22 protein-coding genes and 2 pseudogenes are annotated in these 25,313 nt (G+C 68.1%); 11 read left to right on the top strand and 13 right to left on the bottom strand.

The features are described from left to right. Positions 1-44 precede the first annotated feature (44 nt). The 6 genes from ACWDAG_RS02990 to ACWDAG_RS02965 all read right to left on the bottom strand — a co-directional run bounded on the left by ACWDAG_RS02990 (position 45) and on the right by ACWDAG_RS02965 (position 5,648). Complete coding sequence (locus tag ACWDAG_RS02990; protein ID WP_351924671.1) at positions 45-878, bottom strand: SDR family oxidoreductase; 834 nt, start codon at positions 876-878, stop codon at positions 45-47. Further along, entirely contained in the window at positions 865-2,136 is a 1,272-nt protein-coding gene (locus ACWDAG_RS02985; protein ID WP_450693797.1) for an NAD(P)/FAD-dependent oxidoreductase, read from the bottom strand. The genes ACWDAG_RS02990 and ACWDAG_RS02985 overlap by 14 nt, the downstream gene beginning before the upstream one ends. After that, entirely contained in the window at positions 2,133-2,351 is a 219-nt protein-coding gene (locus tag ACWDAG_RS02980) for a ferredoxin (RefSeq protein WP_389077269.1), read from the bottom strand. The genes ACWDAG_RS02985 and ACWDAG_RS02980 overlap by 4 nt, the downstream gene beginning before the upstream one ends. Continuing rightward, a complete protein-coding gene (locus ACWDAG_RS02975) occupies positions 2,348-2,887 on the bottom strand; it encodes an aromatic-ring-hydroxylating dioxygenase subunit beta (RefSeq protein ID WP_351924668.1) in 540 nt (179 codons plus the stop codon). The genes ACWDAG_RS02980 and ACWDAG_RS02975 overlap by 4 nt, the downstream gene beginning before the upstream one ends. Next, entirely contained in the window at positions 2,884-4,266 is a 1,383-nt protein-coding gene (locus ACWDAG_RS02970; protein WP_450693796.1) for an aromatic ring-hydroxylating oxygenase subunit alpha, read from the bottom strand. Before ACWDAG_RS02970 ends, ACWDAG_RS02975 begins: the two co-directional genes overlap by 4 nt. A gap of 179 nt (positions 4,267-4,445) precedes the next feature. Continuing rightward, the gene (locus ACWDAG_RS02965; RefSeq protein WP_450693795.1) at positions 4,446-5,648 is read right to left on the bottom strand and encodes a LysR family transcriptional regulator; all 1,203 of its coding nucleotides are present in this window, start codon (positions 5,646-5,648) and stop codon (positions 4,446-4,448) included. Between ACWDAG_RS02965 and ACWDAG_RS02960 the strand changes: the two are divergent. The 7 genes and pseudogenes from ACWDAG_RS02960 to ACWDAG_RS02930 all read left to right on the top strand — a co-directional run bounded on the left by ACWDAG_RS02960 (position 5,610) and on the right by ACWDAG_RS02930 (position 13,334). Continuing rightward, a pseudogene (locus ACWDAG_RS02960) lies at positions 5,610-6,543 on the top strand (VOC family protein). The gene ACWDAG_RS02965 and the pseudogene ACWDAG_RS02960 overlap by 39 nt on opposite strands. A gap of 164 nt (positions 6,544-6,707) precedes the next feature. After that, on the top strand, positions 6,708-7,562 hold the full coding sequence (locus tag ACWDAG_RS02955) for an ornithine cyclodeaminase family protein (protein ID WP_450693947.1): 855 nt from the start codon (positions 6,708-6,710) through the stop codon (positions 7,560-7,562). Between the two features lie 10 nt (positions 7,563-7,572). Further along, complete coding sequence (locus ACWDAG_RS02950) at positions 7,573-9,057, top strand: NAD-dependent succinate-semialdehyde dehydrogenase (RefSeq protein WP_450693794.1); 1,485 nt, start codon at positions 7,573-7,575, stop codon at positions 9,055-9,057. A gap of 104 nt (positions 9,058-9,161) precedes the next feature. Continuing rightward, on the top strand, positions 9,162-10,181 hold the full coding sequence (locus tag ACWDAG_RS02945; protein WP_450693793.1) for a dihydrodipicolinate synthase family protein: 1,020 nt from the start codon (positions 9,162-9,164) through the stop codon (positions 10,179-10,181). Further along, complete coding sequence (locus ACWDAG_RS02940; RefSeq protein WP_450693792.1) at positions 10,178-11,155, top strand: cyclase family protein; 978 nt, start codon at positions 10,178-10,180, stop codon at positions 11,153-11,155. Before ACWDAG_RS02945 ends, ACWDAG_RS02940 begins: the two co-directional genes overlap by 4 nt. Positions 11,156-11,177: 22 nt before the next feature. Continuing rightward, a complete protein-coding gene (locus ACWDAG_RS02935; protein WP_450693791.1) occupies positions 11,178-12,161 on the top strand; it encodes a fumarylacetoacetate hydrolase family protein in 984 nt (327 codons plus the stop codon). Positions 12,162-12,707: 546 nt separating this feature from the next. Further along, the gene (locus tag ACWDAG_RS02930) at positions 12,708-13,334 is read left to right on the top strand and encodes a TetR/AcrR family transcriptional regulator (protein WP_450693790.1); all 627 of its coding nucleotides are present in this window, start codon (positions 12,708-12,710) and stop codon (positions 13,332-13,334) included. 115 nt (positions 13,335-13,449) lie between these two features. On the opposite strand, the gene ACWDAG_RS02925 is transcribed toward ACWDAG_RS02930, so the two are convergent. The 3 genes and pseudogenes from ACWDAG_RS02925 to ACWDAG_RS02915 all read right to left on the bottom strand — a co-directional run. Further along, entirely contained in the window at positions 13,450-14,799 is a 1,350-nt protein-coding gene (locus ACWDAG_RS02925) for a ferredoxin reductase family protein (RefSeq protein ID WP_450693789.1), read from the bottom strand. 334 nt (positions 14,800-15,133) lie between these two features. Next, positions 15,134-15,478 (bottom strand): DoxX family protein, encoded by a 345-nt coding sequence (locus tag ACWDAG_RS02920; protein ID WP_450693788.1) that lies wholly within the window; start codon positions 15,476-15,478, stop codon positions 15,134-15,136. A 464-nt stretch (positions 15,479-15,942) separates the two neighbouring features. Further along, positions 15,943-16,588, bottom strand: a pseudogene (locus tag ACWDAG_RS02915) (IS5 family transposase); the annotation flags it as partial. Between the two features lie 90 nt (positions 16,589-16,678). Here ACWDAG_RS02915 and ACWDAG_RS02910 point away from each other — a divergent pair. Further along, entirely contained in the window at positions 16,679-17,380 is a 702-nt protein-coding gene (locus tag ACWDAG_RS02910; protein WP_450693787.1) for a transposase, read from the top strand. Between the two features lie 112 nt (positions 17,381-17,492). On the opposite strand, the gene ACWDAG_RS02905 is transcribed toward ACWDAG_RS02910, so the two are convergent. Continuing rightward, the gene (locus ACWDAG_RS02905) at positions 17,493-18,245 is read right to left on the bottom strand and encodes an EthD domain-containing protein (RefSeq protein WP_450693786.1); all 753 of its coding nucleotides are present in this window, start codon (positions 18,243-18,245) and stop codon (positions 17,493-17,495) included. Positions 18,246-18,510: 265 nt separating this feature from the next. Between ACWDAG_RS02905 and ACWDAG_RS02900 the strand changes: the two genes are divergently transcribed. Continuing rightward, on the top strand, positions 18,511-19,428 hold the full coding sequence (locus tag ACWDAG_RS02900; protein WP_450693785.1) for a LysR family transcriptional regulator: 918 nt from the start codon (positions 18,511-18,513) through the stop codon (positions 19,426-19,428). A 502-nt stretch (positions 19,429-19,930) separates the two neighbouring features. Here the strand turns inward: ACWDAG_RS02900 and ACWDAG_RS02895 are convergent. From ACWDAG_RS02895 to ACWDAG_RS02885, 3 genes are all read right to left on the bottom strand, one after another. Further along, positions 19,931-20,836 carry a LysR family transcriptional regulator gene (locus ACWDAG_RS02895; protein WP_450693784.1) on the bottom strand — a complete coding sequence of 302 codons (906 nt, stop codon included), beginning with the start codon at positions 20,834-20,836 and terminating at the stop codon, positions 19,931-19,933. 207 nt (positions 20,837-21,043) lie between these two features. Beyond that, positions 21,044-21,979: a dihydrodipicolinate synthase family protein gene (locus ACWDAG_RS02890; RefSeq protein ID WP_450693783.1), complete on the bottom strand. Its 936-nt coding sequence runs from the start codon at positions 21,977-21,979 to the stop codon at positions 21,044-21,046. A gap of 34 nt (positions 21,980-22,013) precedes the next feature. After that, positions 22,014-22,799, bottom strand: coding sequence for an SDR family oxidoreductase (locus ACWDAG_RS02885; protein WP_450693782.1), 786 nt, complete (start codon positions 22,797-22,799; stop codon positions 22,014-22,016). A 219-nt stretch (positions 22,800-23,018) separates the two neighbouring features. Between ACWDAG_RS02885 and ACWDAG_RS02880 the strand changes: the two genes are divergently transcribed. After that, a complete protein-coding gene (locus tag ACWDAG_RS02880) occupies positions 23,019-24,122 on the top strand; it encodes a zinc-dependent alcohol dehydrogenase (RefSeq protein WP_450693781.1) in 1,104 nt (367 codons plus the stop codon). Next, positions 24,112-25,290 (top strand): DUF3500 domain-containing protein, encoded by a 1,179-nt coding sequence (locus ACWDAG_RS02875; protein WP_450693780.1) that lies wholly within the window; start codon positions 24,112-24,114, stop codon positions 25,288-25,290. The genes ACWDAG_RS02880 and ACWDAG_RS02875 overlap by 11 nt, the downstream gene beginning before the upstream one ends. The last annotated feature ends 23 nt before the right edge of the window (positions 25,291-25,313 follow it).

Here is a 25,313-nt window from a genome sequence, read left to right as displayed (position 1 = left end):
ATGCGCGCCTCTGCGACCCGGTGTTGTGCGCAGAGGCGCAGCACTCAGGCCGACGGGTAGCTGCTGACAAGCTGGCCCATGCTCATGAGGGCCCGGTTCAGGGTGCCGGAGTCGGCGATCACGGTCTGGCCTGTCATCACCTTGTTGTGCCGGGATGCGAGGAGTGCGTAGAAGGGCCCGTACTCCTCCGGGGTGGGCAGGTGCTGAAGGGGCGTGGACCATTCGAACGCCGCGCGGAAGGCGTCCGCGGGAATGTCCGACTGCTTGGACTCGTGCAGGTCGAGAGCGCCGGGTCCGCGGAGCTGACTGCCCGCGATGCCCGAAGGGGCGACGGCGTTGACCCGTACCCGCGGGGCGAACTCGAACGAGAGCTGGTTCACCAGGCTGCGCACCGCCCCCTTGCTGGCCGTGTAGGCCGCACCGCCGCCGTCGGCTGCGAACGCCGCCTGGGACGCGGTGAGCACGATCGCCCCTTCCTCGGCCTGCAGCAGGTCGTGCATGATCCGCGCGGTCAGGGCGTAGCCCTTGACGTTGATGGAGAAGACCTCGTCGAACAGTTCACCGACGCGCTCGACGGGGATGTCGGTCAGCCGGACGTTGCCGTCGAAGATGCCCTGCGCGCCGATGAGGGAGGTGAGCCGGCCGTAGCGGTCCTCGATCTGAGACCGGCAGGCACGAAGATCGTCGACGTCGCGTACGTCGCCGTGCACGACGAGGACGTCGTCGCCGAACTCCTTCTTCAGCCCGAGTACCTTGGCCTGGTCGTACTCGAGGATCGCGAGCTGCGCGCCCTGTTCGAGACAGTGGCGGGCAACCCCGAGACCGAGCCCCGAGCCGCCGCCGGTGATGAGAACGACGTGGTCGTCAAGCAGCTTCATGGGTGGTGCGTTCCTTCCGGTTGGCGCACGACACTGTGGTGTCGAGGGCGGGATTGTTCGTGCGGGCGAGCGCGAGTGCCTCGTCCCAGGTGCCGCCGCGGGCGAGCAGCTTGCGGTAGTCGCGCAGCGAGCGGACGCGCCCGCAGGCGAACGCGGCGTGGAGCTCGCCGGCGTGGCCGAACAGGACGAGAAACTCGCCCGCGTCGAGTGAACCCTCGACGACGAGGCTGCGGTCGCCCGCGCGGCGGCGGCCGTAGCACTGGAACCGCATGCCGTACTGGTCGGTCCAGAAGTACGGCACTCCCTGGTAGGGCGTGGTCTCGCCGCGGGCGATGTTCAAGCCGATGTGCCGGCCCTGCTCGACCGCATGGGTCCAGTGCTCCACGCGTACGCGCTGTCCCAGCAGCGGGTGGTGGAACGCGGCCACGTCACCGGCGGCCCACACGCCGGGTACGTTGGTCCGGCCGGCGGCGTCGGTGACGACCCCGCCGGTCACCTCGATCCCGGAGCCCGCCAGCCAGTCGACGGCGGGTTCGGCGCCGATGCCCGTGAGTACGAACGGGGTCCGGTGCACACTTCCGTCCGTGAGCCGGACCTCGTACGCCCCGGGTTGTCCCGTGACCGACGCCACCGCGACGGCACTGCGGAAGCGGACCCCGCGTGCGGTGTGCAGGTCGCGGAGATGGGTGGCCAGGTCGGGCCCCAGTACGGGCTCCAGCGGCAGCGGGAGCGCGTCGAGGACCGTGACCGTCACGCCCCGCGCGACGAGAGCGGCCGCGACCTCCAGTCCGATGAAGCCGGAGCCGATCAGGGTCATCTCGCCGTATCGCGCCGCGGCCTCGCGGAGCACCCGCAGGTCCTCGGGGGTGCGCAGGGCCGGCAGTACCTCGCCCGCGAGGGTCCTCATCTCGCGGGGGCGGCTGCCGCAGGCGATGACCACAGCGTCCCAGGGAAGCGCCTCGCCGTACGTGGTCACCACATAGCGGCGGTCGACGTCGAGCCCCGCCGCGGCGTGCCCGAGACGCAGGTCGATGCGGCTCGCCTCGATGCGTTCGGGAGAGCGGAGTTCGAGGAGTTGCGGGTCCTCCTCGGCGACAAGCAGGGCCTTCGACATCGTGGGCCGGTCGTACGGCTGGTGCAGCTCGGCGCCGAGGACGGTGATGGAGCCGGTGAATCCGGCCTCCCGGAGGCCGTCGGCGGCGCTGAGGCCGGCAGCGGAGGCTCCCACCACGACGACCCGCTCAAAGCCGCCGGTCACGGCTTGGGTCCCGAGTTGAGCGCGATGGCCTGTGCGGGGCAGACGCGGGCGGCCTCTTCGAGGTCCTCCCGCTCGTCGGCGTCGACGGTGTCGCGCAGGAGAACAGCCGTCGGGCTGCCGGGCGGGGTGTCGAAGACGTCGGGCATGACGCTGACGCAGATGCCGTAGGACTTGCAGCGGGTGCCGTCGAGGGAGACGGAGAGGCTGTCGCTCACAGGAAGACCCCAAGGTTCGGAGTGGCCAGCGCCGTTTCGGTCAGCACGATTTCGCGGGACAGCAGGCGTGGGCCCGACGGTGTGAGGCGCAGCTGGTCGTAGCGCCTGCACGGGATGAGATCGAAGTGCGGGTCGATGCCGCGCTGGCGGTAGACCAGCAGGGCGCTCGACACCTTGATGACGTCGGGGCGGTCGGTCTCCTCGACCTCGACGCTGCCCACGATGCGCAAGGTGCGGGACGGAGGTACCTCCGAGTACGCGTGGTCGGTGTTGAGCCGGTCCAGGCGCGTGCGTACGTGGGCCTTGGTGTCCCGGACGCGGAAGGCGTTGCGGTCGATCTCCTTGGAACGCGGTTCCGCTGCCTGCCGGATGGGCACGGTGTAGAGAAGCTCGTCGTCAAGGAGTCCGTACCACTCCTCCTCGCGGCCCTCGTCGAGCAGCCGGGCCTCCAGCGCCAGGAACTGGGTGGCCAAGGCCTGGAGTTCGGGGTTGGCGCTCACGGGCGGGACGACGCGGGGTGTGTCGGTCGTGGTCATACTGACGCAGCTCCCTCGGTGCCGGCGCCGGTGTTCCCGCGCATCACGTTCAGCCAGTGGCGGTAGAAGTGGAGCTGCACGTGCTCGCCGTAGCCGGTGTTGCGCTTGCGGCCCGGGCCGGTCCACGAGGGGTCGTGCGACTGGTCGACCTGACTGTTGTTGCCCTGCTGGAAGTGGAACTCCATGCCGGCCTTGCGCATCCACGGACTCTGGGCGGCGCGCGGTGCGCCTTCCCAGGCGACGGTGTCGTCCTGCTCGAAGATGCCTGCCGAGCCGAAGGTGAACTGGCCGTTGACGTAGGATTCGCGGGCCTCGTCCTCCGACATGAAGTCCCAGACGAACTGCCAGTTCCACAGTTCGATCTCGCCGGGGCCGATCGGCTGCCACTGCCGGAAGCTGGTGATCACCGACAGGGGACCGCCCGGCACGGACGGGGTGTTCAGCCGGATGAAGCTGAGGTTGGGGAAGATCGTGCCGACCGTCGGCGGCTCGTGATTGACCACGTGGAGCTGTGCCTCGTCCAGGCCCGACAGGTCGAAGTGCTGGGTGATTTCCGGCGCGTAGCCCCAGAGCACGTAGCCGGGATGGACCGCCTTGGTCCAGGCATGGCCGGTGAAGGCGTGGCCGTTCTCGAATTCGTAGAAGCGCGCGATCTCGCACGTCGTCTGCAGCCCCTGGGAGACCGCGATTTCCTCCGTGCTCCAGTGCAGTGTGTCGACGTGGTAACCGTCGCCGGTGAAGTTCTCGGCGGCCGTCTTCCAGTCGGCGTGCAGCCGGTAGCGCTCCGGAGGCCCGGCGACCCGCATGCCGCCGGGTGCCAGCCCGACGATCAGGTCGAGCATCCACCCTGCCCCGCCCAGGTACTCGTCCAGCGACGGTCCGTCCGGGTCCAGCGAGGCGAAGACGAAGCCCTGCCGGGTGGCCACCCGGGGCGCGTGTATCAGGCCCCATGCCTTGGGGTCGAGACGCTCGCCGTAGGCGTCGTGCAGGTGCGGGGTGCCGACCAGGTCTCCGTTGTTGCTGTAGGTCCACCCGTGGTAAGGACACTTGAAGAACCGGGAGTTGCCGGCATCGGTCTGGCACACCTGGGTGCCCCGGTGACGGCAGTAGTTCGACAGCACGTTGATACCGCCCTTGCCGTCGCGCGTGACGATCACCGGATCGAGGCCGATTCTGCGCTGCACGAAGTCACCCGCCTTGGGGATCTCGCTCTCGTGCGCGACGAACACCCAGCACTTGGTGAATATCCGCTCGATTTCGGCGCGGAAAACCGCCTCGTCGTTGAAGATTTCCACCGGGACGAGATCGTTCTTCAGCGAGGCCTCGACGCGGTCCAGGATGGTAGCGGCATCGGCCGTTTCTGGAGAGATGGCAGTCATGGGGCTCCCTTGCCTCAGTCGTGCTCAGCAGGGGCGATCAGCGGAATTCCGTGGCCCTGCCTGCGGCTCGAGACGTCAGGCTATGGCTGCCATCACATGGTGAAAAGCAATTCCCGTCGATGCGACAGCATTGATCCAATCGATGGAACGCGGCCAGGCTCCTCCTGACCGGTCCTGTCTCAGCCGGCTGCCGAGGCGGGCGGCGTGTCCCGGATGTAGGCATTTGCGAAATGATGCATGCGCTGCCGCAGCCAGGCATGGCCCGGATCGTCGTCCATGCGTCTCGTCCAGACCATCGTTTCGGTGCCCGGCTGCAGCTCCATGGGAGGCTCGAGCAGCCGCAGGCCTGTCGCCGGGGCGATGCGGCGCCCGAGCGTTTCGGGGATCAAGGTGATGAGCCGGGTACCGCGGATCAGGAACGGGGCGAGTTCGAAACTCGTGGTGACCTCGACGTGGCGCGGGATGCCGAGCAGGTCGAGATTCAGTTCGGCCAGGGAGGGGCGCCGGTCGGGGCTCGTCGCGAGGTACGGCAGCTCGCTGAACTGCTCGACCGAGATGCTCTCGCCCACATCGGGGTGCTCCTGGTCGACCGCGAGCACGTAGCGGTCGGTGTACGCGGCCTCACTGCACAGGTCAGGGCCGCTGGGCACCAGCTCGCGCGGAACGATGACGAGGTCGATCTGGTGGCGGATCAGCTGTTCCGCGTACTCCTCCGCGAAGGGCTGGATGCGCAACCGCACGTTCGGAGCCTCGGTCGGCAGGTGCACCAGCAGCGGATGCAGTACGGCGACGGCCGCGTAGCTGCTCGCCATCACCGAGTACGTCCTGTGGTCGGTCGCGGGATCGAAGCGGTCGCGCTGTGACAGCAGCGACTTGATGTCGGTCAGCGTCTTCTGCACGGGCTGCACCAGCGACTCGGCAACCGGTGTGGCAACCATGGTCCGGCCCTGCCTGACGAGGATCGGGTCGTTCAGGAGCTTGCGGAGCCGAGCCAGCGTGGAGCTCATGGCCGACTGTCCGACGGACAGACGGGCCGCCGCCGCGGTCACGCTTCGTTCCGCCATCAGGGCGTCGAAGGCGACGAGCAAATTCAGATCCACCCGGTTGAGATCCAGGGGCGCATTGGTGGTGGGCATCGACCGGAATTCCTGTCTGTGCTGAAGGCATGCCGAAAGAAGTCGGCTGCCGCGGCTCGACGGTCGACTCCGACCACGGATTGATGTCATCAATCCGAACGCATCACTATCGATTGTTTGTATCGAGGAGTGCGTCTGTCTAGCGTCTTGCAGCGGGAAAGCGACGCGAACGATCTGTTCGGCGTCACTGAAGAGCAGGAGTCGACGATGACCGCAGCCTTCCGTCCGATCACCCATCTCAGGCATGTGGGTATCGGTGTGCCCGACTACGGCAAGGCTCTGGAGTTCTACAAGAACCTCTGGGGACTGCAACCGGTGGCCGACGACAGCGGTGTGACCTTCTTCGCCACTCCCGCGGACCCGGAGCAGTACGTCCTTCGCGTCCGGCAGGACCAGGACAAGCGACTGGACCTCATCGCATTCGGTGTGAACTCACCTGAAGAAGTAGACGAGTTGGCCTGCCGGCTGGCCGTCGGCGGGATCACGCTCGACCGGGAGCCCGGCAAGCTGGACACCCCGGGCGGCGGATACGGCGTCCGGTTCTTCGACCCCGACGGCCGACTCGTCGAGGTGTCCGCCGGGGTCGCGCAGAAGCCCTTCCGGGAGCTCGAGGAACGCGAATCCGTCCCCAAGAAGCTCAGCCACGTGGTGATCAACTCCACCGATGTGGCCGCGACCAAGGCGTTCTACGAGACGTACCTCGGCTTCCGCCTCTCGGACTGGCTCGGCGACCTGATGTGCTTCATGCGCAGCGGAACCCAGCATCACATCCTCGCCATCTCCCGAGCACCGCGCGTCTCGCTGAATCACATCTCCTTCGAGATGCGCGGCATCGACGAGTACATGCGCGGGTCCGGGCGTCTGATGCGCGGCCGGTCACAGCCCGCTGTGGGGCCCAGGCCGGCACGGCCCGGGAGACAACACCTTCACCTACTTCCTCGACCCGAACGAGAACGTCGTCGAGTACACGACGGAGCTGGAGACGATCGAGGACGACGAGGCGTGGGAGCCCCGCGTCTTCGACAGCACCTCTCCTCAGTCGCAGGACCAGTGGGGGACCGGCGGGTCGATGACCGAAACCATGCTGCCGGTGCTGCTCAAGCAGACGGACGGCGGTCTGTGGACCCCCTCGCCGATCTGATCCCTCCCCCTCCTCCTGATCCCTCCTCCGCAAAGGCCACTGAAGTGACTCTTTTCCTCGATGACGCGGCGGTACAGGCGGCCTTCGACTGGGAGCTGGCAACCTCGGCGGTGCGCGAGGCATACGCGACGAGCGTGGACGCAGCACGCTATCCGGCCCGCGGCATGGCCCGCGGAGACCACGGCTGGCTGCGCACCCTCACCGGCGTACCGGCCGGACGCGACCTGATGGGAGCGAAGATCATCGCGGCCGCGATGCCGACGCGCCGCGCCTCCTACCTCATCCCCCTGTTCGACCAGCGGACGGCCGAGCTGGTGGCCCTGCTCGACGGCCACTCCATCACCGGTTACCGGACGGCGGCCACCTCGGCCGTCGCGGCGGACCTGCTGTCGCTGCCCGGCGCCCTGACCGTCGCCGTGATCGGCTCCGGTTTCGAAGCGCAGAACCATGTGCGCGCCCTCGCCGTCGTACGGGACCTCAAGGACGTACGGGTGTACAGCCCACGACCGGAGAGCCGAGCCCGTTTCGTCGCCGAACTGTCCGACCTGCCGATCACGCAGGCGGCCGGCGCCGAGGAGGCCGTCGCAGGCGCCACGCTGGTGGTCTGCGCCGCCCGGTCCCGCGACGAGACCCCGACTCTGCTCGGGAGGTGGCTCCGACCAGGCATGACCGTCGTGTCCATCGGATCCACCCTGCCCGAGCAGCGTGAGGTGGACCCTGATGTGATCGCCCGTGCCGACGTGATCGTGGCGGACATGGTCGAGGAGGTGCTCGACGACACCGGGGACCTGATCGCCGCGCGGGCCGCCGGTCTCGACGTGGCGGGCGAGATCCGCTCGCTGGCCGACCTCGTCGGCGAGCGCGTCCCCGGGCGCACCCGCGCCGATCAGATCGCGCTGTACAAGTCGGTCGGCTCAGCGGTCCAGGACCTGGCGGTCGCCGGCATGTGCGCGCGCAACGCCGAGCGGCTGGGACTCGGCACCCGGATGCCGGCCACCATTCATCCCGTGCAGAAGTGAGAGAGCCGCCATGACCACAGAGACGACCGTTCCACTCGGTCTGTCCGACCCCACGCTGCTGCGCACGGCCGCCTACGTCGAGGGCAAGTGGCTGGAAGCCGGCGACGGCGGTCGGCTCACCGTCCGCAACCCGTCGACCGGTGACCTCATCGCGGACCTGCCGGCACTCGGCAGAGCGCAGACCGCCCAGGCCGTCGACGCCGCTCATCGTGCTCTGCCCGAGTGGCGGGCGCGGTCGGGCAAACAGCGCGCACAGGTGCTGCGGCGCTGGTTCGACCTTGTCACCGAGCACACGGAGGACCTGGCCCGGCTGATCGTCCTGGAGGAGGGCAAGCCACTCGCCGAGGCCCGCGGGGAAGTCGCTTATGCCGCCTCCTTCATCGAGTGGTTCGCCGAGGAGGCCAAACGGATCCGCGGCGACGTGTTCGCGGCACCGGAAGGTTCGCGCAGGGTGCTGGTGCTCAAGGAGCCGGTCGGGGTGTGCGTGGCCATCACCCCGTGGAACTTCCCCGCCGCGATGATCACCCGTAAGGCCGCTCCGGCACTGGCCGCGGGCTGCACGATGGTCGTCAAGCCCGCCGAGCAGACGCCCTTGACGGCGTTGGCCCTCGCCGAGCTTGCCGAGCGGGCCGGTGTACCGGCCGGGGTCCTCAGCGTGGTGATCGGCGACCCGCGCGAGATCGGGCCCGAGCTGACCGGCAATCCGCTGGTCCGCAAGGTCAGCTTCACCGGCTCCACCGAGGTCGGCAGGCTGCTCCTGGCCCAGTCCGCCCAGACGGTGAAGAAGACCTCGATGGAACTGGGCGGCAACGCGCCGGTGCTCGTCTTCGACGACGCCGACCTCGAGACCGCCGTCGCCGGTGTCGTCGCCACCAAGTACCGCAACACCGGCCAGGCCTGCATCAGCGCCAACCGTGTCTACGTGCAGACGGGAATCCACGACCGCTTCGCGGAGGCGTTGACCCGCAGGGTTGAGGACCTTGTCGTCGGAGACGGCTTCGACGACGGCGTGCAGCAGGGACCGCTCATCGACGAGGCAGCGGTGGCGAAGGTCGAGGAACATCTCGCCGACGCCACGAGGCGGGGTGCCAGGATCCTGTGCGGCGGTTCGCGGCACCGGCGTGGAGGGCTCTTCTTCCAGCCCACCGTGCTGGCGGACGTGGCCCCGGGCATGCTCGTCACCCGCGAGGAGACCTTCGGCCCGCTCACCCCGCTCATCCGCTTCACCGACGAGGCCGAGGCCGTCCGCATGGCCAACGACACCGACTACGGTCTGGCCGCCTACCTCTTCACCCGCGACGCCGAGCGGACCTGGCGCGTCTCGGCCGCCCTGGAAGCGGGGATGGTGGGCATCAACACCGGCCTGATCTCCAACGAGGTCGCCCCCTTCGGCGGCGTCAAGCAGTCGGGGCTGGGGCGGGAGGGCTCCGTCTATGGCATCGACGAGTACCTGGAGATGAAGTACCTGGCCTGGGAAGGCGCCGGCGCGCCCTGAGCCGACTGCCGCGCCGGACACCGCACGAACGAGTCGCGCCGAGACCAACCCGCCAGGCGCTGAGTCACCGCCCCCATCACCCACGCACCGAGGCAAGGACGACCATGCCCGCATACACCCGCACAGAGGCCCGCGACTGGGCCCGCGAAAAGCTCGTCGAAGCCGTCAACTGCACGATCCCGTCGTTCACCGCCGACCTTCGCGGCATCAACGAGCAGGGCATCAGGCACGACATCCGGCTCGCCGAGCAGCACGGATTCCTCGGCACCCTCGGCGTCTCCGAGGTCAGCATCACCCTGCCCGAATACCTCGACTTCCTGCGCATCGTCCGCGATGAGGCAGGCGACGACTTCGTCGTGGTCCACCACGGCAGTTGGAGCACCCTGGAGCAGAACATCGAGGCGGTGCGCGGCGCCGAAGAGGCCGGTGCCGACCTGGTGCTCCTGTCCTACCCGCCGAACTTCTACCCGGAGTCGGAACAGGAGGTCTACGACTACACCAAGGCCGTCTGCGACGCCACGAACCTCGCGGTCATCCTGTTCCCGATGTACCTGTGGGGGTTCAGTCCCCGGGTGCACCCCTCGGACATCCCGACGCGGCTCATCCGCCGGCTCATCGACGACTGCCCCAACATCGCGGTCATCAAGGCCGAGGGCGGCTTCCCCAGCATTCAGAGCGCCATCGAGTGCCACCGGCTTTTCGGCGACGAGGTCGTCATCTCGGTGCCCATCGAGGGCGAGCTCATCCCGCTGGCACAGGTCATGCCCGTCCAACTGTCCGCCACGAGCGACCACGAATACTTCGGGCCCATGATCCCGCGTGTCATGCAGCTGCTGCGCGAGGGCAAGTACGACGACGCCACCGACATCTACTGGCAGCTGCATCCGGCCCGCAAGATCAAGGGCGGCCTCGCTCCCATGCTGCACGGCGGTGCGTTCATCAACCGGCAGGCATGGAAGTTCCAGGGGTGGCTGCAGGGCTACAACGGCGGACCGCTGCGCCAGCCCACCCAGCGCATCCACGACGCCCAGATGCACGCCCTGCGCAAGGGACTCCTCGACGCCGGACTCGAGCCCAGCATGGACCCGTTCCGTGAGTTCTTCATCGGAAGGAACCCGGCGTGACCCCGGACGAACTGGACCGTGCCAACCCCGCCGGCGCGATCGCCGATGCCGCCAAGCGCTGCTCCAACTGGGGGCGTTGGGGACAGGACGACGTACTGGGCACCCTCAACTTCCTCGACGAGGGCAAACGGCGGGAGGGCGCAGCCCTGATCCGGCGCGGGGTCTCCTTCTCGCTCGCCCAGCGCTTCGAGGCGAACGGTCCGCAGAACGGCTGGCGCCGCAGGACCAATCCCGTGCACACCATGCTCTCCTCGGGCCTGGACGCCGAGTTCGGTCCGCCGGAGTTCCCGCACGGCCTGGGCGGTGCCGACGACGTGGTGTTCATGCCGTTGCAGGCGTCGACGCAGTGGGACGGCCTCGGCCACGTCTTCGACCACGGCATGGCCTACAACGGACGACGCGCCTCCGCGGTGGTGACCAGCGAAGGCGATCAGCTCACGGGTATCGAGACCGTGGCCGACCGGATAGCAGGCCGAGGAGTGCTGCTCGACGTCGGCCGAGCGATCGGCACCGACGGAGAACTGCCGGACGGCTTCGCCATCACCGCCGAGCACCTCGAAGCCACGATCGCGGCACAAGGCGAATCCTCCCGAGTGGGCCGGGGCGATCTGCTGCTGGTCCGTACGGGACAGCTGGCGCGGACGCGTCGCGACGGCTGGGGCGACTACGCGGGCGGGCCGGCACCCGGCCTCTCGTTCACCACCGCGGACTGGCTACACACCCGCGAGATCGCCGGTATCGCCACTGACACCTGGGGCTTCGAGGTCCGGCCCAACGAATTCGATCGGGCCTTCCAGCCCCTGCACCAAGTGGCCATCCCGCACATGGGCCTCTTCATCGGCGAGATATGGGATCTCGACGCCCTCGCGGCCGACTGCGCTGCCGACGGCATCTACGACTTCTTCCTCACCGCCGCCCCCATCCCCGTCACCGGTGCCGTCGGAGCCCCGGTCAACCCCATCGCCATCAAGTAGAGCCCCGGAAAGGACGCACACCATGCGCTTCGCCACCTGGGAAAGCGCCGGCCGCCGCGCCGCCGGTGTCGTCGGCGAGCACGGGCTGCACGCCTTCCCCGGTACCATGACGGTCCTGGACCTCGTACGAGCCGGACTGCCGACCGCCCTTGAGGCCGGTGCCGCCGCCCTCGACAACTCCTCCCCGACACCGGTCGATTCCGTACGGCTGCTGCCGCCGCTGGAACCGCCGACCGTGCGGGACTTCGCGGCATTCGAGGAGCACGTCGAGGGTGTCGTGCGGTCGGTCAGCGGAGGCGGTGTGGTCGTACCGGAGTGGTACGAGGCCCCGGCCTTCTACTTCACCAACCCCTATGCGTTGATCGGCGCGCACGACGAGGTCCCGGTCCCGCCGGGGTCACACGTGCTGGACTTCGAACTCGAAGTGGCCACCGTCATCGGCAAGGACGGCGCCTCACTCACCCCCGAAGAGGCACAGGACCACGTGTTCGGCTACACCGTCCTCAACGACTGGTCCGCGCGGGACCTGCAAGGCCGTGAGATGAAGGTGGGCCTCGGGCCCGCAAAGGGAAAGGACTTCGCCACCACCCTGGGGCCGTGGCTGGTGACCGCCGACGAGTTGGACGCCCACCGCGACGACGAGGGCTTCCTGCAGCTGGACATGCGGGTTTCGGTCAACGGCACCGAGGTCGGCCAGGACCTGTTGAGCAACATGAGCTGGACGTTCGAGGAGCTCATCTCGTACGCATCCCGCGGCACCTGGGTGAAGGCCGGTGACGTCCTCGGCTCCGGAACCTGCGGCAACGGCGGCTGCCTCGGTGAGTTGTGGGGCCGCAGCGGGATGCGAACACCGCCTCCGCTCGAACCCGGAGACATCGTGGAAATGACAGTCGAGGGCATCGGTTCGATCCGCAACCGAGTCGTACCGGGCGAGCAGCCCACGCCGATCACCGCTGCACGCCGACGACCGCGCCTGCGCAAGCGGACAGCCTCCGACAGGACCTGAACCAGGGCCAGGAAGGCCAGAACGGCATGCGGGCGGTCGGCGACCTGGACCTCCTGAAAGTGGCTGATCAACCTCTCGGCGAGGGCGTCCAGTTCACTCCGACGAGCGGTGATCCACTGCCGCTCCGGCATCCCGGGCCCTCCCGCGATCTCGTGGGGTGCCGACCTGCCGACGGATCGTAGGGGGGCGGTCACGTGCGCAGCCGAACCCGGCAGACCCTCGGAACCGGACCTGCCCGATGATCTACGGCATAGACATCGGCCGCCGACGGGCACGAGTCCCCGAATCGTCACTCACACCAGACCCGTGACCTGCGATTTCACGATGCACACCACTCAGTGGGATTGGCCGGTGCATGGAGTCCCCGATGAGCGGTCGTCGATGGGCTGATCGAAGGGGCACTGCCGCTCCATGCCCAGCCGGCGAGCTCCATACTGGATACGGTGTTGCTGTTATGGTGCTGGCTGAGGAGGTGGACGTTCAGTGGCAGCAGCTGGTCCTGTGCGAGCGACCACGGCATCGGGTCGGGGCCCGGGGCGTCCGCCCGTGCCGCTGGAGCGCATCGTCGCTACCGCACTGCAGATCGTGGACGATGAAGGGGCCGACGCTCTATCGATGCGGACGCTGGCCCAGCGCCTGGGCTCGGGCACGGCGACGCTGTACCGGCATTTCGACAACCGGGCAGCGCTGGTCGCCCATGTCGTGGACCGCATGTTCGGCGCCGTGGAACTGAAGGGCGACGAACTCCTCGCGATGGGCTGGCAGCAAGCGCTGCGGACGGTCGCACACACCATGTTCGAGGCCCTGGCCCGGCACCGGAACGCGGCGCGCCTGATGGTCGAAGAGATTCCCCTGGGGCCGAATGCCATGGCGCTGCGGGAGCACTGTGTCGCGGCGCTGCTCGACAGCGGCTTCCCGCCGCGACTGGCCGCGCATGCGTTTGCCACCTTCTCCCGCTACGTCCTCGGATTCGCCATACAGGTCAACGGTCATGGCGGTGGCGGGCAACTCGACGACGCGCAACTGTCCGCCGTCTTTCAGGGCGTCGATCCGGCCTTGTTTCCGGCAACGGTTACCGTCGCCGGGTCGATGCCCGTTCCGATCGAGGAGGAGTTCTCCTTCGGACTCGAACTCCTTCTCAGCGGGCTTGCCCGCCTGCGCGACGACGCCTGACCAGCCAGGACGATGCGAACCTGAGGCCGCCCGCCTACGGAGTCGTCTCGGTCGGCCTGGAGCGTCGCCACAGCTGCTGGTGCTGAGCGCGTGATCTCGTGTGGTCGGCGGCTCGTCAGCGGAAGGCGAAGTGCTCGGCGTGGAGATGCCGGCGGGGGACGCCCTGGCGATGGAGGGCGCGAGTGAGGTTTTCGATCATGGAGGCGGGGCCGCAGAGGAAGACGTGCGTGTCGGGGGTGATCGGTCCGGCCTCGGCCTGGATTCTTTCGGCGGTCAGACGGCCGTGGCTGCGGCTGAACGTCGGGTGGAGCCGCAACTCGGGGCGGTGTGCTGCCGCTGCGGTGAGTTCCGGGAGGAACGGTGCGTCTTCGGCGGTGGGGGCGCAGTAGAAGAGGTCGGTGCGGGGCGGCGCTGCACCGGTGTGGGTGAGCCAGCCCAGGAAGGGCGCGATACCGATGCCCCCCGCGATCCATATCTGCCGGGGTCCGCCGAGGGTGTGGTCGAACATGCCGTAAGGACCCTTGAGGGTTGCGGGGTGGCCTTCATTTATGTCCGTGTAGAGGCCGCGTGTACCGCGGCCCAGGGCACGGATGGTGAGGCGTACCGAGCCGTCGGCCTGCGTTCCTGCGACGCTGAAGGGGTGTTCGTGCCAGCCGCCGACCCGCAGGTAGACGAACTGGCCTCCTGTCACGGGAAGCGTCGTCTCGCCGGTGGGTGTGAGGGTGAGGTCGAGGATGTCGGGTGTCGGCCGCTCAACACGGTGGACGGTGTAGTCCGCTCGGGGTTCCCTGTGCCGTAGCACCAGTTCGTCGTAGGTGTAGGCGGTCATGCCGATGGTGGCCATGGTGACGTAGATCGCCAGGAGGGGCGTGGATCCGTCGATGATGAGATCGAGGAACCAGCCGTGCAACAGCGCCAACAGGAGCAGCAGGCCGGTGAGGCGATGCAGGAACAGCCAGCGCTCGTAGGGCAGTCGGAGGATGCGGCCGACCTGGCCGAGTGAGATGAGGACGAGCAGCAGCAGGCCGATGGCGGAGACGGCACCGAGGAGATGGCCCATCCCTACCGACGCGGTCCGGTGGGCGTAGCCGTACTGGCTCCCGTCGAAACCGGAGAAGAAGTGCAGGAGCAGGTGGGGGGTGAGCAGGAGTATGGACCATACGGCGTACAGCTTGTGCTGACGGTACATGCGGTCCAGGCCGCCGAACCACTGCTCCAACCACATCAGGCGGGTGGCCAGCACCAGGGTGCAGGACATCAGGTAGACGGACAGGACGCCGGCGAACTCGCCGACGAAATAGGCAGCGCTGAGGCCCTCGGGCCTGAGCCAGTCCCAGGCCAGATAGAGCATGACCGCTCCGGTCGTGACCGACAGGGGTCCGACGTGGCGCTTCTTCAGGCGCGCGTCCAAGGGGGCGCGGGCGATCCGGATGGCGTAGATCGCTATCACGATCAGGACGGGCATCGTCTACCCCTCGGGGGTGGGCACTCTGGACGAAGGGGCGCTGGTGAAGGCAGTCGGACCGTGCGGTCGCGGCTTGAGCGCCCTCGAGCCCAGGTGGCTGCGTTTCCGGCCACCTCTAATATTGGCTACAACGTAGCCGTTTAGCTGGTTTTGGTCCAGTGGTGCCATCGGATGCCTGTTGGCCAGCCCTGGATCTGCCCTTCGGGAGCGTGGCGGTCTGAAGCCATCCCCGTCGGTCGGCTCTTCGAGGTGAAGTCACAGCTCGAGGCGGCATTGCTTTCAGGGTGACACTGCCGGAGCTGCCCTCCGTGGCGTGGGCTCGATCCGCAGCGCTTCAGGCGAACAAGGCCGCGAGGTATGAGGCGACAAGCGCCGCGCACACAGCGGCGGGCACAAATTTGGCAACCGGGTCGCCCTTGCGCAGGTGTACGACCACAGCTCCGGCGAGCAGCAGGAGAAGCCCGGCCCCCGCGAGGCCGCCGAGCAGCGGCATGGCGAGGCCGAGCGCCACGCCGGCGGCTCCTGCCAGTTGCAGCGCGCCGATGCGGCGATAGGCGGCGACGGAGAAGCCGGTCTCGGCGGCCAGCTCGCGCGCCTTCGGCAATGCGAGTGTGTTGAGCACTCCGATCCCCCCGAAGATCAGGGCGATGGCGCAGGCGAGGGTGATGGTGAGGATCATGAGGTATCTCCAGGTGCCGGCGTCGCGGCGGCGTGGGCGTCAAGGGTGACGGCCTGATGGCGGGCGGGGCGTCACGAGACCGTTATGGGATGTGTCGGGCGCGGTCGAGTTGCCGGCCGAGCGCATCGCTCGGCGCCCAGACGGGCGATTCGGTCGATCGATGCAGCGGCTCAGCCTAGCGAAATAACGGCAACAATGTAACCGTTATGATGGTCGGCTTCGGAGCGAGTTCGCGGGGGCGTGGGCGTAACGACGTTCACGCAGCCGGTGCCGTCGCCAGGTTGTAGATGGTCCTGAGGGCAGGCCTTTGCTCAGCGAGTTGCCGAGGAAGTCATGGACGTCGCCCGCACGGGTTCACCGGTCGGCTGCCATAGGCATCCCGCATTCGCGAACTCCCCGACGGCCCCACTTCTTTACGGGCCCTTACTGAGCGCTTGGTCCGGTGATTCGTGTTTGGTCCCGGGTCAGGTTCCGCGCCAGTTCAGGGTGGCGTCGCCCTCTGAGTCTGCGGGCCATGAGGTCGATCATGGCGAGGTGGATCATGGCTTCGGAGCGGTGCGGGTGTGTCTCGTAGTCGCGGGCGAGGCGTCGGTGGTGCATGAGCCAGCCGATGCTGCGCTCGATGGTCCACCGTCTCGGGATGATCGTGAACCCGTGGGCGCCGGGCGGGCGCTGGACGGGGTGGACGTTGATGCCGAGGCGCGCTCCGTGGTCGATGACGGTGGTGCGGTAGCCGGCGTCCACCCAGGCCTTCGTGATGTGCGGGTGGGTGGCGGCGATGCGGGAGAGCAGGGTCACGCCGGCTGCGGTGTCGGAGACGCTGGCGGCGGTGACCAGCACGGTCAGTAGCAGGCCGAGGGTGTCGCAGCCGAGGTGGCGCTTGCGCCCGATGATCCGTTTCCCGGCGTCCGTACCCTGGTCCGCGAGGGGCACGTTGGCGGAAGTCTTAATTGTCTGGGAGTCCAGCACGCAGGCCGACGGCTCCGCCCTTCGGCCCTCGGCTTCCCGGACCAGGCGTCGCAGCAGGCCGGTGAGCTGCTCGAATACTCCGTCGTGTTGCCACTTGGCGAAGTACCCGTAGGTCGTGGTCCAGGGTGGGAAGTCGACAGGTCGCTGGGATACGGGCCGTGCGGGGTCATGTGTGCGAAGTGGCCGATGGCGGTCGGCCCCGCCAGCGGTCAAATGGCAGCGCTCGGGGGCGTGTTGGGAGCAGACAGGAGTAGTCGGAACGAAACGACTCCCGGGCGTCGAGGACGCGTCGACTGCCCCCACCTGGAACAAGCCGCCCGTGAACACCAGGTCACCGTCTCCGGGCCGCTGAAGAGCAACCCCACCCGCCAGCACCGCCGAAACGAGGGCTTCGCCCGCGACGACTTCCACATCGACTACGACAAGCAGCAGGTCACCTGCCCCCAGGGACAGGTCAGCGCGGGCTGGCACGGCCCCTACCCGACCTCCTCACCCACCGCCGCCCCGCTGATCGTGGCCAGGCTCACCAAGAGCCAGTGCCGCCCCTGCCCGACCCGCACCCAGTGCACCAGCACCGCCGACTACGCCCGCACCGTGGGATTTCCCCCACGAGAGCTCCGCGACCTGCAACTCCGCGTCCGCGCCGAGCAGCAGACCCCCGAGTGGAAGGCCCGCTACGCGGTCCGCTCCGGAGTGGAGAGCACGGTCAACGAGTTCGCCCACCGGGACGGTATGCGGCGCTGCCGCTACCGAGGACAGGGAAAGGCCCACGTCCAGCACGTCCTGACAGCCATCGCCGTCAACATCGAACGCCTCAGCGGACTGCCACCGGCTGAGGAAGCCCCCACACCCCGCCGGCCCACTGCCTTCCAGAACTACCTCGACCAACGCGAGATGCCTCGCCTGAAGTCCTGGCGAACCCTGGGCACTTGACTCCGCCGGCACCAAGATCCCCGACAGAGTTAAGTTCGCTGTCCGATACGAGGCGGCCGTACTGGTCGCAGTCCTCAACGAGTGGCTGTGACCAGCACTTTCGCAACGGGCCCTAGGCGTGATACGGGTAATGTTCCAGTTCCTGCACGATCAGGAACATGGACTGAGAGGCATCGACCAGGCTGTCCGATGCCGAGACCATGATTTCCTCGAAGAGCTCGCGGTAGCGGGCGACGCCGGAAAGGTCGTCTGCCCTGTCCAGCCAGATGCTTGTGGCGCCGGCATGGACATTTATGGGGGCGCCGCCCAAAAGATCGCGCGTCGCTTCCTCGGGCACCGGCAGTGCATGACTGCGGGTGTAGCCACACAGCGCGGGCGACAATGAAGGATCAGCCACAATCGCCTGCGAGGCCGCACGCCATGCGGTGAAGAATTGTTCCCGGTCGACACCTTCGCGCGTGGCTATGAAATGGACAAGCTTGACGGCACCGCGCCGGGGCACGGCAACCTGCTCACGCTCCTCGGCTGTCACCAGCACCTTCAGGGCCGACCCATCGGCGAAGAGGTGTTCGTCCGGCTGGATAACCGAAAGGTAATAGGGGTGCGACGTCAGGAGACCTACCGCTTCCGGCGAGGGGTTATAGATTTCGCTTACGACATCTATTTCGGCCGGCGCCACTCGTGCCGCATCCGGTGCGCCATAGGCAGCGTCGATCACAAAGTTTTGTACATACCTTGAGAGGTGGGCCAGCATATCGGTGGGGCCCGCCAGGATCTTGGCCGCATGGACGTTCTGATAATGCTGCCAATGCTTCTGACGTGTCATGCCCGGCAGGCGACGGGCCGCGACAATAAGTTTGATCATGATTCACTCCGATACGTTGCACCCAGGGAGAATCCTGGAGGTGGGGCGACCTGAAGCGGCCGATTGGAAGCGGTGGCGAGGAAACGCCGTTGTTGCTGGGTGGTTCAGCCCCCTGGGTCTTTCTGACTTGCTCGCGAATGGTCGATCCGTTGCGGCGGCGCGTGCTCGGCGCGGCCGCTGCTTTAGTCTCATCACACCCCATTCCATCTGTACAGTGGAACTTTGTTATGGGTTTCATTCACCGCATGGATGAAGTTGGAACGTGATGGGTCTCGATCTGAATCTGCTCGTGCCGCTGAACGCGCTGCTCCAAGAGCGCAGTGTGACGGCCGCGGCGCACCGTATCGGCCTCTCCCAGCCGGCCTGCAGCGCGGCGCTCAAGCGACTGCGCAGGCACTTCGGCGATGAACTGCTGGTCCGGGTCCCCGGCCAGGGAACCCAGCTCACGCTGCTGGCCGAGCGCCTGCGCGATCGGGTCTCACTGCTGACCGCGGAACTCGACGGCGTCTTCGGGGCCAACGCCGGCCTGCAACAAGGTTCGCTCGACCGCGAGTTCTCCCTGCTGCTCTCCGACTACGATTGCAGCACGCTCGCCACGTCACTGGTGCGCGAGGTCACGGCGCACGGCACTGGTGCACGTATCCGCCTGGATCTGCTCACGAACGACATGCGGGCAGGGATCGTCGAGGAGATCGACAGGCATGATGCAGTGATCGTGCCCCGGGCCGCGCTCCCGGACGGGACTCCGTCGCTCGACCTCTACGAGGACCAGTGGGTGCGCATCGTCAGCGCGACTCGGCAGTCCGAGGGCGACGATCTCGCGCAGGCACGGTGGGCCGTCTGCTACGACACACCGTTGATGCCGTGGTCGCCGGGCCAGCTGCTGGAGAGGGAGGGCCTCGCCGGGTCGATCACCGTGCGGGTGGAGAGCTTCGCGATACTGTTCCCGCTGGTGGCGGGTACGGATCTCACCGCGCTCGTGCCCAGGCGGCTGGCGGACACGTGGTGCGGGCCGACGGGAACGCGCCCTGCCCCGGTCCCCGCGTCCCTCGCCCGGCCCTACGTCATGGCGATGGCGTGGTCTCCGCGCTGGGCGTACGACCCGGCCCACTGCTGGTTCCGGGACCGGGTGTCCGCCGCCGCGCAGTGTGACGACGTGAGCCGGTTGCCCCGGCCGTTGTGATCGACCGCGCTGGAGCGAGCACCTCTCCGAAGGCTGAAGGCCGCGAATAGGGTCTTCTGGCGAACGGTCAATGGGCCTGGCTGGAGGCGTTGTTGCCGCAGCGCGTCAAGCCGGGTCGTCCGGCGGTGCGGACGCGGCGGCAGCTGCTCGACGGATACGGTGGCGGATGCGGACCGGTGTCACCCACCGCAGCGGAATGATGCGGAGCCCGCAATCTCTTTCAGGGCCTCGACGGGCCAGGGTGCGCCTGGCGGTGCCCCGCATCACTGCTCATGACGGGTGGGCCCCCGAGGGAAAGGCCCCCTCCTCAACTCTCCTTCTTCGCCCCGAACATCACCCTCCGCAGCGTCGCCAGCAGCCCCTTCCCCTCGCCCCCCGCCTCCCGGACCGGTTCGGGGTGCCGAAGCTTCAGCCCCGGTGCCAGTTCGTACCGTACGGGCAGTACTGCCCGTCGATCTTGCTGCCGCACCGGGAAACTCCAAGATCCCCGACAGAGTCAGGCTTAGAAGCGGAGTGCTCCTTCTGGTAGATCCCGCTCCCCGGTCAGCGGCAACTCCACAGTGGTGAGCATGTCCCGGTACCGCTCGGCCAGTTGGGAGGGGAGCTTCCTGCTGAACACCACCAGCTCCCGGAAATAGCCGGGCCCGATCCGCCGGGCGTGCCTCGACCAGCGCAGCGGCACCGCGTTCTCCGGTGTCACCGTCACACCGATCCCCTCGACCGCGAACAGGAGCGCTGCGGAGACCTGGCCCGTGCGTGCGACGGCGCGCGGTGTGAACCCGAGGTGCCCTGCCAGGCGGTCCACCACTTCGCTCATGCCCTGTTCCTGCTCGTAGAGCACCCAGTCGGCAGCGGCCAGTTCGGCCGGATCGGCCGCTGTCCCCGCCGGGTATTCGGCCGAGCCGGTCACCACCATCTCCTCGTATCCCAGGGAGATGACGGGTCCCTCCCACGGTTCGGGCCGTGGACCGACCGCGATGTCGCCCTGGCCACTGCGCATGGCCTCTTCTAGGTCCCGGCGGTGGGAGTAGTCGTGCAGTCTCAGCACCGTGGAGGGGTACGTCGAGTGCCAGCGCGCCGCGGACGGCGGCAGGATCCCCGAGGCGACGGACCGTACGGTCAGGACGTGGACGTCGCCCTGACGGCCCTCCACCACCTCGCGCACCGAGTCCTGCGCGTCCTGAACCGCACGGACGACGTTCTTTGCTCGGGGCAGAAAGACACGGCCCGCGGGAGTCAGCGTCACCCCTTGCCGGCCGCGCTCCAGCAGGACCGCGCCCAGCTCCTTCTCCAGGGCCCCGATCTGCTGGGACAGCGAAGGCTGCGTGACATAGAGCCGCGCAGCCGCTCTGCTGAAGGAGCCCGCCTCCCAGACCGCGAGGAAGTACTCCAGCTGACGTAGCTGCATGTGATCAAGTTACGCGGCCGAGCGTTGCCCAGTACTCGTGCTGTCGGCATGGCACGCAGCTCGCGTTGGCGGGGATGCGTGAGGGCAGCGCGTGTCGGAGACAGGAGACGGGAGTTCCTGAATGGGCAGAGTCCTGGTCTGCTGGTGGGGCGGGGCCAGGTGACGTGGTGCCGTACTGCTGTGCTGCTGAGGGGTGGTATCTGCGCGTCATGCCGTGAGTGCGACCCTGCTGTCCTTGAGGGTGAGTCGGGACAGCAGGTAGTCGATCTCGGTGCGGGCACGCGCCGACAGCGCGGCCCCGGGCTTGCGCTGGGTGTCGGAGGCCAGGATTCCGCGGCGTTTCATGACGTACTTGCGTACGGCCAGGCCGATGCCCGGCTGCTGTTCGTAGCGCAGCAGGGGTAGGTGGGTGTCGAAGACGTCATGGGCGGCGTCACGGTCGCCGGCGGCGGTGTGGCGCACCACGTCGACGAGGAGTTCGGGAACGCAGTAGCCCGTCATCGCTCCGTCGGCTCCGCGTTCGGTCTCGAAGTCCAGGAAGAGGCCGCCGTTTCCGCACAGGATCGACAGGCGGGGCATCGCTCCGTCGGCTTCGAGTTGCCGGAGTGCGCTGATCTTCTCCAGGCCCGGCCAGTCCTCGTGCTTGAGCATCACGCACCCGGGCGCGGCGTTCGCGATGCGGGCGATGACGGCAGGGGACATGACGACGGAGAAGGACAGCGGATAGTCCTGGATCACGAACGGCACGTCCGCGCCGATGGCGTCCGCCGCTCCCTCGTAGTAGCTCACGATCTGGTCGTCGGTGCGCAGCGTGTTCGGCGGGGCGATCATGACGCCGCCGGCGCCGGCTGACATGACGTCGACCGTGAGAGCCCGCATGGCGGCGTAGCCGGGTGCGGAGACGCCCACGACGATCGGCAGATCGGTGCGCTTGAGGACGTGCTGGACGATGCGCACGCTTTCCTCGTGGGACAGCTTGGGTGCTTCGCCCATCTGGCCCAGGAGGGTCAGTCCGGTGACGCCGGCGTCTGCGTAGAAGTCGACGAGTCGGCTGAGTGAGTCGAAATCGATTGCGCCTTCCTCGTCGAAGGGCGTTGGTGCGATGGCGAAAACACCATTGGTGTTGCGGTCCAGGGGTGCCATTTTTTTCTGCCTCCTCAGAAGTCCGATGTCTTTTTCAGAGGCTGGTGATGAGTCCGCCGTCGACTCGGATGACCGAGCCTGTGATGTAAGAGGCCTGGACGCTTGCGAGGAAGGTGACGGCGGCTGCGTATTCCCGCGGCTCGCCGTAGCGGCCCACAGGGATCGACGCGACGCTCTCGGCGGACGTCTCCGCGACGGACTTGCCCTCCCGATCGGCCTTGGCCTGGTCGAGGAACTTGGTCCGCTGGGTGCCGATCCGTCCAGGAACGACCACGTTGCAGGTGACACCCTCGGCCGCGACTTCCCGGGCCAGTGTCTTGGACCAGCCGAGCAGGCTGCCCCGCAAGGCGTTCGACAGCCCCAGGTTGGGGATGGGGGCGATCACCCCCGAGCTGGTGCTGGTGATGATCCTGCCCCAGCCGCGGCTCCGCATCAGCGGCACGACCCTGTCCGTGATCGCGATGACGGACAGTACCATGGACTGGAAGTGCTTCTGCCAGAGTTCAGGGTCCTGCCCCGCAACCGGCGAGGGCGGCGGCCCTCCCGTGTTGTTGACCAGGATGTCCACGGGACCGAGCGCCCCTTCGACTGCCGCGATGTGCTGGTCGATCGCGCCCAGGTCCGCGAGATCCCATTCCAGGGGCACGGCTTTCCCGCCCGCGTCGGCCACCGCCTCGGCGGTGCTCTCTGCGGCCTGTGGGCTGATGTCCGCGACGGCGACAGCGGCGCCTTCAGCGGCGAGGGCCTGGGCGATCGCGCCGCCGAGACCCCCACCTCCGCCCAGTACGAGCGCGGTCTTGCCCGAAATTCCCAGATCCACAGCTTCGCTCCTTGGGCGGTGGCCCCGTTCGTCGTTTTCAAATGACACTGCCACGAGGTCGTGATGGGTCTCCAATAGGAATCTCTCGCGACATGCATAAGGGATGCCTATGCGCCGCGAATAGGGAATAGGCGTTGCCGGCGTGCAAGATGAGGTGGGGAACAGGGCCGTTTCGGTTCGATTTCCGACGCATGTTCATGGCCGTAACTGGAGGCCCCTATGTCCTTGCCGGAAACCATGCAGGCCGCGGTGCTGGGTGAGCCCGGCACCCTCGCCGTCACGACGCTGCCCGTGCCGCAGGTGGGGCCGGAAGACGTTCTGGTGCACGTCCGCAGGGCGTCCTTGTGCGGAACGGACCTGAAGATCCGCAGCCGCCACTTCTTCAAGGACGGCGGCCCGGCCGCGGGCGAGTTCGTACCCGGCCACGAGTACGCCGGCGTCGTCGCCGCGGTGGGCCGCGCCGTGGACGAGTTCCGGGTCGGCGACCGGGTGGTGACGGAAGCCCACCGCGGCTGCATGCGCTGCGCCAACTGCCTGGCCGGGGCCTACACGGACTGCCTCAACTACGGCCTGCGGCACACCGGGCACCGTGTGCAGGGGATGACCGTCAACGGGGGCTTCGCGGAGTACGCGCTCAACCACGTGGCGACCCTCCACCGGTTGCCGGACACCGTGGACTTCGACGCCGCGGTCGTCCTCACCACCGTGGGCACCGTGATGCACGCCTTCGACGTGCTCGACACCCTGCTCGTCGGATCCACGGTCGCGGTGATCGGCCCCGGACCGATAGGGCTGCTCGCGGTACAGGTCGCACGTGAACTCGGGGCCAGGACCGTAGCCCTGGCCGGCACGCGGGAAGCCAGGCTCGCCATCGGCAAGTCCTTCGGCGCGGACCTGGTCGTCAACTCCCGGGAGGAGGACGCCGTAGCGGCGGTTCGGGAGGCGACCGACGGGATCGGCGCCGACATCGTCCTGGAGTGCTCCGGCGCCCCGAGTGCGGTGGACGACGCGCTGCGCATGGCCAAGCGGTCCGGGAAGGTCGTCCTCGTCGGCTTCTTCGAAGAGCCCGTACGGGCCGACCTCAACCACGCCGTGATGAACGGCATCTCGATCCAGACGGTCCGCGGCGAGGGCACCGGTTCGCTGGCCCGCGCCGTCGGCCTGGCCGCCCGGGGTCGGCTGCGCACCGCGGAACTGGTCACCCACCATTTCGGGCTGCCCGACGTCGCCGAGGCGTTCGACACCTACGCCGAGCGCCGGGGCAACGCCATCAAGGTCATGCTCGACATTTCCGAGGACTCGGAGTCCGCCGGTGACCGGTGACCGAGAGGGCACCGTGCCCGACGCCCTGGCAGCCGGGCGGGAGAAGGCAGCGGCCGCCATGGCCGATGCTGCCACCGCCTGGCTGAACAGCCTGAGCGAGGACCAACTCCCGCTCGCCGCCTACGACTCCCCGCTCCACCCGGATGCGGAGGCCGAGCGCCTGCGCTGGTTCTACACTCCCACCGACCACGGCGGGCTCGCCGTCCGAGACCAGAACGCCCGCCAACAGAGCCTGGCCATGCAGTTGGTGGCCACCGGCCTGTCCGTCCCGGGCTACGCCACGGTCACCACCGTGATGGGACTGGAGAACGTCCTGGACCAGCTGGAAGGGTGGCGGGTCCACTGGGGCCGGCAGCGCGGACGGGACCCCGGCCTGTACTGGCTGAGGATCTTCGGCCGCCCCGGCGACCGTGTCTGGGCATGGCGGTTCGGCGGCCACCACATCTCCCTGAACAACCTCGTCGTCGCCGGCCGGCTCGTCTCCACGACCCCCTGCTTCATCGGTGCCGACCCGGCCACGACCGAGCTGATCGGAGGCACCCTGCGGCCCTTGCAGGGCCCCGAGGAGACGGCCCGTCAACTGGTCCGCAGTCTGGACACGGGCCAACTCCGCAGCGCCCTGCTCCACCCGTCCGCAGTCTCGGACATCGTCTCCGGCAACCGCCCACGCGTCGAACACGGCGACACGATGATGCACATGCAGGACCTGTGGCGCGGCCGGTTCGCCGACCCTGAGCTGGACCGGCTTGTCGACGACATCGACCGCCGGGCGGAAGCGGGCAGCGGATACACCGAGAACGATCACGCGCGCGTGGCCATCACGATTCCCCCCAAGGGCATCAGCGGTCGCGACCTGAACAACGAGCAGCGGCACCTGTTGCGCCGCCTCGTCACCCTTTACACCGGACGGGCACCCGAGTTCCTCGCAGACGCCTACGACACCCACTACGCCTCTGACACCGTCCTCGACGCGGTGCATTTCGGCTGGGCGGGCAGCACGGACGCCGGGGAACCGCACTACTACCGGGTGCAGGACCCTCGCGTCCTCATCGAGTACGACAACACACAGCGGTACGCCAACCACGCCCACTCGGTGTGGCGTGACTTGACGTCCGACTTCGGACTGGACGTGCTCGCCGAGCACCGCGGGCACATCGCACACGAGTAGGGCCTACTCGGGCAGCGCCGTAG

The sequence above is a fragment of the Streptomyces sp. NPDC001157 genome (assembly GCF_053598255.1).
The sequence above is the reverse complement of the archived record's forward strand: the minus strand, read 5'-3'. Positions and strand labels throughout refer to the sequence as shown.